At 62.2% G+C, this 14291-nt stretch carries 12 protein-coding genes and 2 pseudogenes; 4 read left to right on the top strand and 10 right to left on the bottom strand.

All coding sequences use genetic code 11. The features are described 5' to 3' along the window. Position 1: 1 nt before the first annotated feature. From OC184_RS13795 to OC184_RS13785, 3 genes are read right to left on the bottom strand one after another with little or no spacing between them, the layout of a single operon-like run. The gene (locus OC184_RS13795; RefSeq protein ID WP_265507763.1) at positions 2-511 is read right to left on the bottom strand and encodes a TRAP transporter small permease; all 510 of its coding nucleotides are present in this window, start codon (positions 509-511) and stop codon (positions 2-4) included. Between the two features lie 22 nt (positions 512-533). Further along, entirely contained in the window at positions 534-1526 is a 993-nt protein-coding gene (locus OC184_RS13790; protein WP_265507762.1) for a TRAP transporter substrate-binding protein, read from the bottom strand. 37 nt (positions 1527-1563) lie between these two features. Further along, on the bottom strand, positions 1564-2931 hold the full coding sequence (locus OC184_RS13785; protein ID WP_265507761.1) for an amidase: 1368 nt from the start codon (positions 2929-2931) through the stop codon (positions 1564-1566). A gap of 278 nt (positions 2932-3209) precedes the next feature. Here OC184_RS13785 and OC184_RS13780 point away from each other — a divergent pair, with 278 nt between their 5' ends. Beyond that, positions 3210-3695: a RidA family protein gene (locus tag OC184_RS13780; RefSeq protein ID WP_265507760.1), complete on the top strand. Its 486-nt coding sequence runs from the start codon at positions 3210-3212 to the stop codon at positions 3693-3695. Here the strand turns inward: OC184_RS13780 and OC184_RS13775 are convergent. The 6 genes from OC184_RS13775 to OC184_RS13750 form a co-directional block, all read right to left on the bottom strand. After that, positions 3686-4627 carry a LysR family transcriptional regulator gene (locus OC184_RS13775; protein WP_265507759.1) on the bottom strand — a complete coding sequence of 314 codons (942 nt, stop codon included), beginning with the start codon at positions 4625-4627 and terminating at the stop codon, positions 3686-3688. The two genes, OC184_RS13780 and OC184_RS13775, sit on opposite strands and share 10 nt — an antisense overlap. A gap of 232 nt (positions 4628-4859) precedes the next feature. Then, positions 4860-5849: a TRAP transporter substrate-binding protein gene (locus tag OC184_RS13770; protein WP_265507758.1), complete on the bottom strand. Its 990-nt coding sequence runs from the start codon at positions 5847-5849 to the stop codon at positions 4860-4862. A gap of 29 nt (positions 5850-5878) precedes the next feature. Further along, entirely contained in the window at positions 5879-7171 is a 1293-nt protein-coding gene (locus OC184_RS13765; RefSeq protein ID WP_265507757.1) for a TRAP transporter large permease, read from the bottom strand. 2 nt (positions 7172-7173) lie between these two features. Then, entirely contained in the window at positions 7174-7671 is a 498-nt protein-coding gene (locus OC184_RS13760; RefSeq protein ID WP_265507756.1) for a TRAP transporter small permease, read from the bottom strand. Continuing rightward, positions 7668-9062: a mannitol dehydrogenase family protein gene (locus OC184_RS13755; RefSeq protein ID WP_265507755.1), complete on the bottom strand. Its 1395-nt coding sequence runs from the start codon at positions 9060-9062 to the stop codon at positions 7668-7670. The genes OC184_RS13760 and OC184_RS13755 overlap by 4 nt, the downstream gene beginning before the upstream one ends. Before the next feature lie 4 nt (positions 9063-9066). Further along, positions 9067-10104, bottom strand: coding sequence for an L-idonate 5-dehydrogenase (locus tag OC184_RS13750; RefSeq protein WP_265507754.1), 1038 nt, complete (start codon positions 10102-10104; stop codon positions 9067-9069). A gap of 166 nt (positions 10105-10270) precedes the next feature. On the opposite strand from OC184_RS13750, the gene OC184_RS13745 reads away from it, so the two are divergent. Continuing rightward, a complete protein-coding gene (locus OC184_RS13745; RefSeq protein ID WP_265507753.1) occupies positions 10271-11125 on the top strand; it encodes a MurR/RpiR family transcriptional regulator in 855 nt (284 codons plus the stop codon). A 113-nt stretch (positions 11126-11238) separates the two neighbouring features. After that, positions 11239-13167 (top strand): bifunctional 5-dehydro-2-deoxygluconokinase/5-dehydro-2-deoxyphosphogluconate aldolase, encoded by a 1929-nt coding sequence (locus OC184_RS13740; protein ID WP_265507752.1) that lies wholly within the window; start codon positions 11239-11241, stop codon positions 13165-13167. Positions 13168-13206: 39 nt separating this feature from the next. Here the strand turns inward: OC184_RS13740 and OC184_RS13735 are convergent. Beyond that, a pseudogene (locus tag OC184_RS13735) lies at positions 13207-13551 on the bottom strand (IS66 family transposase); the annotation flags it as partial. 25 nt (positions 13552-13576) lie between these two features. Between OC184_RS13735 and tnpC the strand changes: the two are divergent. Then, a pseudogene (gene tnpC / locus OC184_RS13730) lies at positions 13577-14191 on the top strand (IS66 family transposase); the annotation flags it as partial. Positions 14192-14291: the final 100 nt, after the last annotated feature.

Here is a 14291-nt window from a genome sequence, read left to right as displayed (position 1 = left end):
CTCAGCTTGTCTTGATGTCGACCTGTGGCGGCTCGTAGACGCGACCGGCCAGAAGATCGCGCAGGACCAGCAGATAGCGCAGGACCATGAACATGCCTGCCGCCGGAATGACGGCATAGATGTAGCCAACGGGAATCCGCATGGCGGGCGACAGTTGCCCCATGCGCGACGTGTTCAGGACCAGTCTGCCGCCATACCAGATCAGCACGGCGGCGAAAATCAGACCCAGGCACGCAGCCCCGATCTGGAGAACTTTTGCTGTCCGTGGGCTGGCAAAGGCGTAAACCGCATCGACGCTGATATGCGAGGCATAGCGAACCCCCATACCCATGGTCAGAAAGCTCATGGTGATCAGCGAGTAAAGGATCAGCTCCTCGGACCAGAAGAGCGAGTTGTTGAACACGTAACGCGCGACCACTTGCACGATCGCGACAACAGTCGCGATCAGCATGAGCGCGGTGACGAGCACGTTCTCGATCCAGTCGACGATGCGGTTCAGCCAGACTATCATGACTTTCGACCTCCCGGCGCCATCATTCGCCCTTGGCGGCCGCCAGCGCCTTTTCCATCAGTTCGGGCGTGACCATTGGGCCGAACTCTTCGTAGATGGGTTGAGAGGCCTCGATGAACGCGGCACGGCCTTCCGCCGTCAGCTCCTGGATCTCGATGTCGTCGGCGATCTCCTCAAGGATCTTTGCCTCGTCCTCGGCCGTGTATTGGCGAGCAGCATCGCGGCCAACGATCATCGCATCCTCGACCACCTTCTTCAGATCATCGGGAAGGCTGTCCCAAGCCTGCTTGTTCATGACTGCGGCATAGGTGTGGTAGGCATGACCGGTTAGGGTCATGTAGTCCTGCACCTCGTGGAACTTCATTGAATAGATGTTGGCCAAGGGGTTCTCCTGCCCTTCGACCACACCCTGCTGCAGGCCGTTATAGACCTCGACATAGGCCATGGCGGTGGGATTCGCCCCATAAGTCCGATAGGTTGCCAGGATGGTCGGTGCCTGCAGCGTGCGCATCTTGATGCCCTGCAGATCGTCGGGGCCGTTGATGGGACGGATGTTATTGGTCATGTGGCGAAAACCTGCGCCCCACATCGCGATGCCGTGCAGGTTGTTGGCGTCAAGCGTTGCCAGCAGCTCGGTGCCGACCTCGCCGTCGAGCACGCGCTTCATCGCCGCCTCGTCCTCCATCAGGAAGGGCAGATCGAACAGATACATCTGCTCGTTGAAGTTCGCGAGGTTGCCGGTGGGCGGAATGGCGATGTCCACGAGGCCCATCTGGGTCTGCTCGATGATCTCGACGTCGCCGCCCAGCTGGGCCGCAGGACGGATGTTGATCTCGATCCGGCCGTCCGAGTTCTTTTCGACCTCTTCCTTGAAGACCTCGGCGGCGCGGGCGTTCGGAGTGTCTTCGGTCAGCACGTGGGCGAAGGTGAATTCGAAATCCGCGGCGGCGGCCATGCTGCCGAAGGCGGTGCCGAGGACGAGGGTCAGGCAGGTGCCGAGCGTGCGATGGGTCATGTTGACGTCTCCTGTTGGTCGTTTTGTTGTTGTCAGATCACAGCGGCGGCGGGCCCAGCAGATCGGGACCCGCCCCAAGCACCCCCTCTGCCCAAAGGCTTGCGGCCAGCAGCCGTTCCTCCTGACGGGCGGGTGCGATGATTTGAAGCCCGGTGGGAATGCCGTTGCCGTCCACCCCGGTGGGCAGCGTGGTCGCGCACCAGCCGAGAAGGTTCACGATCGCCGTGTTCCGCAGGGCCAGCATGTTGGCACGGCGATAGGCGTCGGGATCCGCCACCTCCTTCAACAGCGGCGCGGAGATCGGCACCGTCGGCGACACGAGAAGGTCCACCCTGTCGAAAACCTCACTCGCGGTCCCTGCCGCCTCGGCCAGCAGGGCGCGGCGCTGCAGATAGTCCGACGCGCTGATCTCGTCCGCGGCGACGACCCGTGCCATGACCGCGGGGTCCAGGCGCGCGATCCGCTCGGGGTGACGGGCGTCAAGGAAGGCTCGCAGTTCGGGGGCGGCCAACCCGCCGCGGCGGAACAGATCAAGCACCCGGTCCAGATCCGGCAGGTGCACAGCGGTCAACGCCGCTCCAGCCGCCTCCAGTTTGGTGAGCGCAGCACGGGTGTTGGCGGCCACCGCAGCGTCGGTCTCCTCCCACACGATGTTTTCGATGACGCCAATGCGCGGCCCGCCCGAAGCCGGCCCCACAGACTTGCCGCCGTCAATAGCGGCGAAGAGAAAGGCCAGATCGGCAATACTGCGGGCCAGAAGGCCGGGCGTGTCCAACGATGGCGATAGCGGCACGATGCCCTCCAGCGACCAGCGGCCATGCGTAACCTTAAGTGCAGTCTGGCCGGTAAAGGAGGCAGGGATCCTGACAGATCCGGCCGTGTCCGTTCCGAGCGCAGCCAAGGCACTGCCCTGCGCCAGCGATACCCCTGCCCCCGAACTGGACCCGCCTGGCGCCCGTGGGGCATCCGGCGCGGACCATGGATTGACCGGGGTGCCCCAATGCGGATTGGTGCCAAGGCCGCCGAAAGCAAACTCCACAGTATGGGTCTTGCCCGTAACAATGCCGCCCTGAGTCAGGACGCGGTTCATAACCGGGCCCGGGCGCTGCCACTCTTGGGCAAATTCGGTATCTGTCCCGGCATGGACCGGCAGGCCCGGCACTCCGTAAAGGTCCTTTGTTGAGATGGGGATGCCCATCAGCGGCCCCAGATCGATCCCGGTCCCCATGAGCACGTCCAGCGCGCGCGCCTGCACGTCGGCTCGTGGTCCTGCCCAGATGCGATACGCGTTCAGGCGCTCCTCGGTCGCGTCATGGCGCGCAGCCGCGTCGGCCATCAATCCCGCCGCAGTGGCGGTTCCATTGCGAAGCTGACCGGCAATCGTATCGAGCGGAACATAGGTCACTGGCTGTCTCCTCGTCGATTGGAGCTGCCTTATCCTTATGCGGCTCTCTGCAATGCGCCACTGTGCTGAGCGTCGGGCAGATGGCATGCTTCATATGGCCCGACCTCCCAAACCTAATCCTAGATCGCTGATTTGAAGAATAAAAGTTCGTCCCGCTTCCAAACAAAACAGGATAGCGTTGCCGTTTCGGCAAAGCACCGTTGCCAAAACGGCTACAGCTTGGCGACTTCCAGTGCCTAGTTTGGCGTCGACAATCACAACGATACAGGAAGAACATCGTGCCACACGAAACGGAACAGCGGCTCGGCGAACTAGGGATCATCCTGCCGCGTCGGCCAAAGCCCATCGGGAACTACCTTCCCGGCGTTGTCGTAGGCAACATCCTCTACACGTCCGGGACACTGGGAACGCAGCCGGACGAAAACGACAACGACGTCCTGCCCTACGTCGGAAAAGTTGGCTCTGACCTGAGTATCGAGGAGGGCTATGCTTCGGCACGGCTGATGGCGATCAACCACCTTGCGATGATGAAGGCGGTTTTGGGCGATCTCGACCGGGTCAAGCGGATCGTCAAGATGATCGGCTACGTCTCATGCGCTCCCGGCTTTACCGAGCCGCACCTGGTGCTGAACGGGGCTTCGGACTTGTTCGTCCAGCTGTGGGGCGAGGAGAATGGCAAGCACGCCCGCGCTGCCCTGACGCAGCACGAACTGGGGCTGAACGCCCCGGTCGAGGCGGACATCACCATCGAGCTTCATCCCTGACGCGCGCGCAGGCGGAAGAGAAGTGCCGCATCGGATTTCTCGCCCTTCGCGAACTCGGTCAGGATTGAGGCAATGAACGTTTCGCAGGCGGCCGACTTGTGCTGCCCATGGCGGGCGACGGCATAGATGAAACGGTGGTCAAAATCGCTGCAGCGAAGATTGAGAGGAACCAGCTGACCCTCGTCTACCTCGCGCAGGACGGCCTGCAGGGGAAGATAGATGATGGCATTGTTGCGGATGGTGTGACGGATCAGGAAGTGGAACTGGTCGGCCACGATGATCGCGGAGGGCTGTTTGCGGATCTTGCCGAAGGCCCGGTTCAGCAGGTGGTGGATGCCGAAACTGTCATCCGGCAGGACGCAGGGAAGATCGACCAGATCGTCCAGCACGACCGGGCGGCCGTCCGCAAACGGGTGCGACGGCGGCACCAGCGCGAGAAGGGGCTGCCGCCATTGCCCAATCGTCTCGATCGCGGCATGCGTGAAGTGATCATAGACGAAACCGATGTCGCACAGGTGCTGCTCGACCGCCTCCAACACCCGCTCGCGGCCGCGGATGCGGACGCGGAACTGGATGCCGGGATAGTCTTGGCGGAACTTTGTAATGTGGGCCGACAGGAACGGATCGGTGATCCCCTCCACCGTCGCGATGGAAACGGCGCCAGTCTTGAGGCTGCGCAGATCGGCAACCTCTCCTTTGGCGGTGTCGATCTGGCTGAAGATGGCGGCCAGATGGTCGGCCACCACGCGGCCAGCCTCGGTCAGGCTGACACCCTCGGCGCGCCGTTCTAGAAGCTGCTCCTGAAACTCGTGCTCCAGCTTGGCGATCTGGCGGCTGATGGCAGATGGCGAGACCCGCAGCCGCTCCGCCGCAAGCCGGATCGACTGAAAGCGAGCCACGCTCAGGAAGTATTTTCCTGCTATCAGGTTCATTCCGCAACACCACGAAGTTCGTCCAGACGACCTTCGTCGACCTTGATACCATGGGCAACAAGTATAGCGCATCGCGCTGCCCCCTCGAGCCAACCGGCGGCGTTGCGGCATGACACTTGCAGCACCAATGGAAAGCAGACCCTCGCAATTCCTGGCGAGCCGCCAATTATAGCACGAACATCTTAGACAGATTGTGGATGCACCGCTCTTCCGGTGCATCCAGCCTCACTGACTACTGGGCCGAGGAATTGATGATCTTGATCGCTTGCGTGGCCCATTCTTCGCCGCCGATCTGCGAGTAGAACTCAGGCCAAAGTGCTTCTGCGGCCTCGGCCCACTTCTCTTCATCCTGCGGAGCGCCGTGCAGTGTCATGCCACGTTCGACGAGCTCGGCCTTGGCTTCCTCGGTCAGTTCACCCGAAACCTGACGCCCATACTCGACGGCTTCACGTCCTGCCCGCGCGACGGCTTCCTGAATGTCCTCGGGATAGCTCTGGAAAACGCGCTCACTGATCAGAAGCGGCCCCGTCCACATCATGTAATGGATCTCGGTGATGTCGCTCTGAACCTCGTAAAACCGCGACGAGATGGCGGTGGTGTAAGGATTTTCCTGACCGTCGATGACGCCCTGCTGCAGCGCCGGAAAGACCTCTGCCCAATCCATCGGCAGAGGCTCGATGCCCCAGGCCTGGAAGGTCTTGATCGCGATATCATTCGGCGACACGCGGATCTTCAGGCCCTGCAGGCTGTCAAGCGTTTCCACAGGCTGGTTTGTCGTCAGGACCCGGAAGCCCTTTTCCAGCAGGCCCAGTGCACGGACGCCGGCTTCCGGAACGAGACGTTCGTTCAGCGGATCGATCAACTCATCCATTGCCGTATGCGCCTGCTCGGTCGTCGTGTAGGCGTAGGGCAGCATGAGAACGCCAGCCGAGGGTGCCAGGGGCACGAGGTTCCCTGTGTAGAGGATCTCTGCTTCGATGGATCCCATGCGCAACGCCTGTGCGACCTCCGTCTCGGTGCCGAGCGCGTTGCTGGGGAAGATCTGAACAGCGACGCGGCCGTCGGTGTATTCGTCGACCAGCTCCTGGAACTTGACAGCCGTCAGATGGGTCGGGTTGCTCTCATTGTCCCCGTGCGACAGGCGCAGGGTGTAATCTTGTGCGCCGGCAAAGGATGCCATCGTCAGGGACAGAACCGTTGCGGTGAGAGTGGCTTTCAGCATGTTTTTCCTCCTCAAGAAAATGCAAGGTGTCAGTAGACGAGCCCCATCAGGCGGGGCAGGAACAATGACAGCTGGGGAATGAACGTCACCAGCAGCAGGACGACAATCTCGGCGGCGATCAAAGGCAGGGCCGCCTTGCTGACCCGCTCGACCGTCTCGTTACTTATCTCGCTGGCAACGAACAGATTGACGCCAAGCGGCGGCGTTGAATAGCCGATCTCGCAGGCGATAACGAACATGATGCCGAACTGGATCGGGTCGATGCCGGCACTAACCGCCACCGGCAGCAGCAACGGCGTCAGGATGATCAGCTGGGTCAGCGTTTCCATCCACATGCCGACAAAGATCAGCAGGAGTATGATCAGCAGGATCAATGTCACCGGGCTTTCAAACGTGGCGATCATGAAGCTGGAGAACTGCTGCGGAACTTGGAAAATCGTCAGCACGCGCCCTAGCAGCCGGCCGCTCACCAGAACAAAGAGCACCACCCCTGTCAGCCGCACTGCGTAGGACATCGCATCGACGAAACCTGGCAAGGTGATCGCTCGGTAGATAAAGATTCCGACGAAAAGCGAATACAGCACAGCGACCACCGAGGCCTCTGTCACTGTGAAGATCCCGCTATAGATCCCGCCGAGGATAATGATCGGAGCCAGCAGTGCCCACCGCGCTTCCCAAGCAGCAGCGCCAATGCGCTTAAGGCTACGTCCCTCAGGGTTTGCTACAGCATAGCCGCGGCGAGTGGATATGATGCGCGATACCGTGGTCAGGGCAATCGCCAGCAGCAGGCCTGGGATGACGCCCGCAATGAAGAGACCCGTGATCGAAACCTCAGCCGTGATCCCGTAGATGATCATCGGGATCGAGGGCGGGATGACAACGCCGATACCACCCGCGTTCGAGGTGATCGCCGCTGCGAAGGACTTGTGGTAGCCCTCCTTGATCATGGTCGGGATCATGATGGAGCCGATCGCCGCAGCTGTCGCCGGACCCGATCCCGAAATCGCCGCGAAGAAGGTGCATGCGACGATCGTGACGCTCGCCAGCCCGCCGGGCGACTTGCCGACCAGCGTGCGGGAAAAAGCGATCAGCCGCGACGTCAGGCCGCCCTTTTCCATCAGGACGCCCGCCAGCACGAACATCGGCACGGCGATGATCAGAAAGTCGTTCACTGCGGAATAGGCAGCCTGCACGACATATGACAATGGGATGCCGGCGGCGACCATGCCAGCGATGGCGGCGAGACCGATCGAGACTGCGACGGGCACTCCCAAGATCAGGAAGACCAGGAAGGCGATCGTCAGGATGATTGGTGCGCTCATGATCAGTCGTCCAAGCGGGTGTCGATGACACCCTCGTCATGTTTCCAGCGCCGGATCATGACCTGGATCACCCTGATGCTGAGCAGGAAGAAGCCCAAAGGAACGATCAACTGGATCCAGGCAATGTTGATGCCGGTCGTCTGGGACACCATCGGGAAGCTGAACATGTCGGCGATGTAGATTGCGCCGAACCAGATCACGATGGCATTGAAGACCAGCCAGATCAGATCAGCGAGGGTCAGGGCGATTTTCTGCGCCCGAGGCGGCAGCATGGACAGCTGGACTGACACCCGGATGTGCCGGTCTTTCTCCGCCGCCAGGATGAACCCAAAGTAGACCGACCACACGAAGGCGAAACGCGATACTTCCTCGATCCAGGCAAAGGACCATCCAAGAAGATAGCGACCGATCACCTGGGCGCTCAGCAGCACCAGGACAATGGTCATCAGGATAACGCCAAGCCACTCCTCGATCGAGCGTCCCTTCAATGATGCTGTCATCTCTCTACCTCTGCCGTGCTGGTTTCGGCGGCCATCATCAGGTCGCGCGGACTTTGTCGCTCCAATACAGCACAAAGAGTAACAAGGCGGTCTCTGAAGGCGCGATGGTGCCGCAGTTGCCCCTCGAAGAGGTCAAGGTCCAGAAAACCCTGAACCAGCGCCCCTGCGTCCCCGCCTGCGTCCGCGTTGATCTGGCGAAACCGGTCGGCCAGCGGATCGGAAACCGGGATGCCTGCCCCATTGGCGTCCCGGCCCGTATTGTATCGCATCCATGCTGCGATGGTGAGTGCGTAGAGTTCAGCCTCCGGCCCGTCCAGATGGCACACCGCAGCCTCGACGATCCTCTGGCCCAGCTTGAACGAGCTGTCGGTGCCAATCTGGACCAAGGGGTGGCGGATATGCGGATTGCGCAGGCGCTCCAAAGTCGTTCGCACGTAGGCATCCAGGCTTTCACCTGGTGGACAAGTCAGTGTCTTGGCCTGTGCTGCGCAAAAGCGGGCGAGCCAAGGCCCCATTACAGGATCACTCGCGGCTTGAAAGCTCGTCTCGAAACCTGAAAGAGCGCCCAGATGAGCGATGGCTGTTTGAGCTCCGTTCAGGATACGGTGCTTCATCACCTCGTAGGGCCGGACATCCGCAACGATCTGCACGCCTACCTTCTCGAGCGGCGGAATGGGCATCGCGAAGTCGTTCTCCAGCACCCACTGGCCGAACGGTTCGGCCGCAACTCCCAACATGTCCGGTGCGCCGGCGAGTTGTCCAATTGCCCTCGCAGCTTCTTCGTCAACGCGAGGAACGATGCGGTCGACCATCGAGACAGGGAAGGTGACATTCTGTGCCATCCAGCTGGCCAGCGCGGGCCAAGCTTGGCTTGCGAATTCCGAAAGGACAGCCTGCAAAAGCCGGCCATTAGCTGGGATATTGTCGCAGCTGGCCAGCGTCAAACCCGGCAGTCCTGCCTCTTGCCGACGAGCCAACCCAAGGGCCAACCAGCCGATACCTGTCTGGGGACGCAGCGGGTCCTTCAGATCGGCCGCGATCGCGGTTGGATCCAGCCTGCGTGTGCCGGGTATATGGCAGTAGCCTTTCTCAGTCAGCGTCATCGTCACAAGACGCAGCGCCGGATCGGACAGAAAATTCTGGTCAGGCTCATCGAGCACTTCCCCCATCGACGTGATGCGCCGCAACTCTTGGCCGGCACCGTCGCGAAGCAGGACGTGATAGGCTCCCTTCTGGGCGTCAAGGGAATGAGCGATCCGCGGCGGAAACAAGCACAGCCCGCGGATCCGTGCTTCAGGATGACCGGCCTTGATCAAGGCGTCGGCATAAACGGCTTGATGCGCGCGGTGAAACGCGCCCGGTCCGATATGAAGAATGGCAGAGGGTGTCATGGCCTCAGGTTCCGAAACTCAGCAGAACCTTGACGTTCTGCGATCGATCTCCAGCCGCTGCAAAGGCGGCCTCCGCCTCATCCATGGTGAAACGAGCAGTCACCAAGGGGCCAAGATCCACTTCCCCAGCGGAGATCTGGCGAACTGCCTCATCGAATTCCCCTAGAAACCGATAGGCACCAACCAGCGTGACCTCGCGGATCAGCAGGCCCGAAAGCGACAGCGCGGCGGTGGGCGGCAAGAAACCGACCTGCACGATACGGCCGCGCGGCTTGATGCGTCGGATCGCCATTTCCAGCGCCGAGGCAACCCCAGCAGCCTCCAGCACCACGTCGACCTCGCCGATCGCTTGCTCCGCAGCGTCATCCGCCTCCGATGAGCCGACCACGAAGGTCTCAGCATCGGTGATACCTGCGATACGCTGAAGTGCTGGTTCGGCGATGTCTGTCACGATCAGGCGCCCTGCACCGGCCTTTCGAGCGGCAACAGCCACGAGACTGCCGATTGTTCCCGCACCCGTCACCAGAACCGAGGCACCGGGTCTGATCTGAGCCAATGCCACGGCATGCAGCGCCACGGCATAGGGCTCGCATAGCGCCGCCAACATCGGGTCAAAACCCTGCGGCAGAGGCACACATTGAGACGCAAGCACCACAGGACGCTCGGCAAATCCGCCGTTTGTGTGCGGATGATGTGCCGCACTTCCCATAAATCGCATGTGGCGGCACAGGTGCGTTAAGCCAGCAGCGCACTGATCGCACTCCATGCAGGGATGGGAGGGATTTACGGCAACAGCCGTTCCGACGGCCAGTCCCGACACGTCCGGCCCAACCTCGCGCACATAGCCGCTGAACTCATGACCTAGGATCATCGGCTCGCGCAGGATCGAGTTCGCCACACGGCCGTGAGCATAGTAATGCAGGTCTGATCCGCAGATCCCGCCCCAGGCAAAATCAAGCCGCACCTCTCCGGGCTGCAAGTCCGCCTCGTCCCATGCCTGAACATGCAGCTCTTTCGCGGCACGAATGACGCAAGCGCGCATCGCCCCCTCCCCCTCAGTTCTCCTCGTCCTGCTCCGATTTAGAATGTTTGTTCTATTTTCTGCAAGAAGAAAATATGTATTGCGAGAGACGGATCGGAACTTCGTTGGTTGCATCTTCGGCCTGAGATAACTTGCACTTTGTTTTGAACACCGGGATACGACTTCAATGAGCACCCCTTCCCCGCGTCCCGCCAGCTACGCAGAGTTTTGCGAGAAGCTGGCCGCGGACCATCAGGCCCTTCCGAAGCGGTTGGCACAGACGGCGCGGTATCTTCTAGCCCACCCCGACGAGGTCGCTTTTGGCACAACGGCCAGCATTGCTGAAGCGGCGGGTGTTCAACCATCGACTCTGATTCGCTTCGCCAAGGCGAACGGCTTTGATGGCTTCAGCGAATTGCAGATCCTGTTTCGCGAGAAGCTTCGACATCGCGATCAATCATATGCGAGCCGCCTCAGCGCCATCGACGCCACTGCTTCTGATGATCCAGTCAAGGCCATCCTCAGCGGCTTTATCGCTGCGGGGCAGCAGTCGCTGGAGGCGCTGAACAGGGACCTGGACTTGGCGCAGTTCGAGGCAGCGGCCGAACTGCTTGGTCGTGCGGAGACAATTTACCTGGTGGCGCGCCGGCGCGCTTTTCCGCCGCTGGTCCAGCTGCGTTATGCGTTCGCCAAACTCGGACTCCGCAGTGAAATTTGTGGCTCGGGCATCGGCATCGACTCCGACCTGTTGGCATTCGCCGGTCCCAACGACGCGGCAATTATGATCAGCTTCGCGCCGTATTCGGATCAAACTGTCGAGGCTGGCGAGCAGCTTGACGGGCAGCAGGTCCCGTTCCTCGCCATCACGGATACGCTTCTGTCGCCCATCGTTGCGGGCTCTGCCGCTCATATCCTGCTGAGCGAAGCCGACTTCGCAGGATTCAGGACGTCTGCGGCAGCAATGACGCTGGTCATGGCACTGAGCGTGACGGTGGCTGAAAAGCGGCGGCTGCACCACCAACCAGTCCGGACGATTAGATAGAACATCCGTTCCATGTTGACATAACTTTGGAACCGTAGTTTCAAATCGTCGGCGCACGGCCACGTCGACTGCCGCGTGACCTTGCTTAGCCGCTCGAGGAGGAGATACCTGCCGTGACAAAAGCTCTTGATGTGATCACCATCGGCCGGTCCTCGGTTGATCTTTATGGCCAGCAAGTGGGCGGGCGGCTGGAGGACATGGGGTCCTTTGCCAAGTATATCGGCGGCAGCCCGACGAACATCGCCTGTGGGACGGCACGGCTCGGCCTGCGCTCGGCGGTGATCACACGGGTGGGCGACGAGCACATGGGCCGCTTCATTCGCGAGCAGCTGGTCCGTGAGGGCGTGGACGTGCGCGGTGTCGCCACCGACGCCGACCGCCTGACCGCGCTGGTGATTCTGGGGATCCGCGACGAGGACAGCTTTCCGCTGATCTTCTACCGGGAGAACTGCGCCGACATGGCGCTGTCCGAGGATGACATTGACGAGGACTTCATCGCCTCGGCCCGCTGTGTCCTGGCCACCGGCACGCACTTGTCGAACCCGCGCACTGAGGCCGCGGTGATGCGGGCGCTGGAACTGGCGAAGACGCACGGGGCGCGGACGGCGCTGGACATCGACTATCGCCCGAACCTCTGGGGCGTCGCCGGCCACGGTGAGGGCGAAAGCCGCTTTGTCGAAAGCGCCAAGGTAACGGAGAAGCTGCAGGCGACGCTGCACCTCTTCGACCTGATCGTCGGCACCGAGGAGGAGCTCCACATCGCCGGCGGCACCACCGATACGCTGGCCGCGCTTCGTGCCGTGCGCGCGGTGTCGAACGCCACACTGGTCTGCAAGCGCGGAGCCGAGGGTGCGGTCGCCTTCACCGGCGCGATCCCGGACAGCCTGGACGATGGCGAGGCGGGACCAGGCTTTCCGATTGAGGTCTTCAACGTGCTCGGCGCGGGTGATGGCTTCTTCTCAGGCCTGCTAAAAGGCTGGCTGGACGGGGAGCCTTGGCCGAAGGCGCTGGAATATGCCAATGCCTGCGGCGCCTTCGCCGTCAGCCGCCACGGCTGCACCCCCGCCTATCCCAGCCTTGATGAGTTGCGCTTCTTCCTCGGGCGCGGCGTCACGCGCCCCGATCTGCGCAACGACGCCGAACTGGAGCAGATCCACTGGGCCACCAACCGCCAAGGGCGAATGGGCGGGGATTGGTCCACGATGCGCGTCTTCGCCTTTGACCACCGCATGCAGCTGGAGGCGATGGAGGGCTACACGCCCGCGAAGGGCGGCGCGTTCAAGCGGCTCTGCCTGGAGGCGGCGCTCAAGGTGCAGGACGGGCAAGACGGCTACGGCATCCTCTGCGACAACCGCATCGGACGCGAGGCGCTGCATGCAGCCTCCGGCACGGGTCTGTGGATCGGGCGGCCCTGCGAGTGGCCGGGCTCGCGTCCCCTGGCGCTGGAGCCAGAGCTGGGTCCCGATTGCGGCGGGCTTGGTGAATGGGCGCGAGAGAACGTGGTCAAGGTGCTGTGCTTCTGCCACCCGAACGATGACGCGGCCTTGCGCGCCGAGCAGGAGGCAACAGTTGGGCGCCTTTATGCCGCCGCACGCCGCAACGGGCTGGAGGTCCTTCTTGAGATCATCCCGTCGAAGGTGGGCCCCGTCGACGACGAGACGACCGCGACTCTGATCCGCCAGTTCTATGCCGCGGGCATCTATCCGGACTGGTGGAAGCTGGAGCCGCTGACCAGCCGCGCCGCATGGCAGAAGGCCATCGACGCCATCGAAGGCCACGACCGCCACACCCGCGGCATCGTGGTGCTCGGCCTGGACGCGCCCGAGGCCGAACTGGCCGCCAGCTTTGAGGCGGCGGCGTCCTTCCCACTGGTCCGCGGCTTCGCCGTCGGCCGCACGATCTTCGGCCAGACCGCCCGTGACTGGCTGGCCGGGCGGATCAATGACGCCGCGGCCGTAGCGCAAATGGCCGAGCGCTACCGCCGTCTCTCCGGCATCTGGGATAACGCCCGAGCCGCAGCAGGTTCTTCGTCTGCCGCCTGAGCAAACCTAACGTAAGCGGCGGTTGCGCGCCACGCGCTTTCAGCTTGTAGGCTCGAAGTTCCAGGGTAGCAGGTCGTCAATCTTTGCTTGCGGATGACCTGCGGCGACTGCTTTCAAGGTAGCCTTGAGGTAAGCGAATGGCTCGATGCCATTGATCTTTGCGGTGGCGATCAGGGAGGCGATGCGCGCCCAGGATCTTCCGCCCTCGTCATGGCCGGCGAAGAGTGCATTCTTTCTGGTCAGGGCAATCGGTCGGATCAGGTTCTCGACATTATTGGAGTCGATCTCGACACGGCCATCGCGCAGGAAGGTCTGCAGCTCATCCCAGTGGCGGTGGATGTAGGCCAGCTTCTCCCCGAGGCGGATCTTCATCGATACCCGCCGACACTGCAGCTGCAGCCATTCGCCGAAGCGGTCGACCAAGCTGTTCATGGATGAAACCCGCGCTCCGGTGCTCGATCCCGGGCGGTGCAAGACCAAGACCGGTTACTTCTGGGCGCTGGGCCGCGTCGACCGGCCATGGGGTGGCGATGATCCGCCGGGCGTTGCCTTCACCTATGCGCCGGGTCGTGGTGGCAGCCATGCAGAGCGGATACTGGAGGGCTTCGGCGGCGTCCTGCAAGTCGATGGCTATGCCGGCTACAACCGGCTGATCGCGCCCGATCGTGCTGGTCCCGAGATCCGGCTGGCCTATTGCTGGGCGCATGCCCGCCGCAAGCTGGTCGAGATCACGCGCACCGGTCCGGCGCCGATCGCGGAAGAGGGCGTGAAACGTATCGGCGATCTCTATCGCATCGAGACCGAAATCCGGGGGAGTGGTCCCGCGGCCCGCCTCGCCGCGCGACAGGAGCGCTCCGCACCTATCGTCGCTGACCTGGAATCCTGGCTCACCCACCACCGTGCCCGCGTCGCGTCGAAATCGCCCCTGGGCGAGGCGCTAAAATACATGGCGAAATACTGGGGCGGACTCTGCCTGTTCCTGACAGATGGCCGCGTCGAACTGGACACGGATGTTGTTGAACAGCCATTTTCTCAGCTCTTTTTCAGTTTTGGCGGCCTGTCTTTCCATGCCTCGACCATGGCTGCGTAGGCCGCTTCGGCCTGCGCGACGAGGTCCATCTCTC

It is taken from the genome of Paracoccus rhizosphaerae, assembly GCF_026162645.1.
Taxonomy (GTDB): Bacteria; Pseudomonadota; Alphaproteobacteria; order Rhodobacterales; family Rhodobacteraceae; genus Paracoccus; species Paracoccus rhizosphaerae.
The sequence above is the reverse complement of the archived record's forward strand: the minus strand, read 5'-3'. Positions and strand labels throughout refer to the sequence as shown.

Bases quoted from the DNA above. Each gene is read 5' to 3' on its own strand.
- OC184_RS13760 (WP_265507756.1), bottom strand. From the start codon at position 7,671: ATGACAGCATCATTGAAGGGACGCTCGATCGAGGAGTGGCTTGGCGTT.
- OC184_RS13765 (WP_265507757.1), bottom strand. From the start codon at position 7,171: ATGAGCGCACCAATCATCCTGACGATCGCCTTCCTGGTCTTCCTGATC.
- OC184_RS13745 (WP_265507753.1), top strand. From the start codon at position 10,271: ATGAGCACCCCTTCCCCGCGTCCCGCCAGCTACGCAGAGTTTTGCGAG.
- OC184_RS13775 (WP_265507759.1), bottom strand. From the start codon at position 4,627: ATGAACCTGATAGCAGGAAAATACTTCCTGAGCGTGGCTCGCTTTCAG.
- OC184_RS13790 (WP_265507762.1), bottom strand. From the start codon at position 1,526: ATGACCCATCGCACGCTCGGCACCTGCCTGACCCTCGTCCTCGGCACC.
- OC184_RS13755 (WP_265507755.1), bottom strand. From the start codon at position 9,062: ATGACACCCTCTGCCATTCTTCATATCGGACCGGGCGCGTTTCACCGC.
- OC184_RS13750 (WP_265507754.1), bottom strand. From the start codon at position 10,104: ATGCGCGCTTGCGTCATTCGTGCCGCGAAAGAGCTGCATGTTCAGGCA.
- OC184_RS13770 (WP_265507758.1), bottom strand. From the start codon at position 5,849: ATGCTGAAAGCCACTCTCACCGCAACGGTTCTGTCCCTGACGATGGCA.
- OC184_RS13795 (WP_265507763.1), bottom strand. From the start codon at position 511: ATGATAGTCTGGCTGAACCGCATCGTCGACTGGATCGAGAACGTGCTC.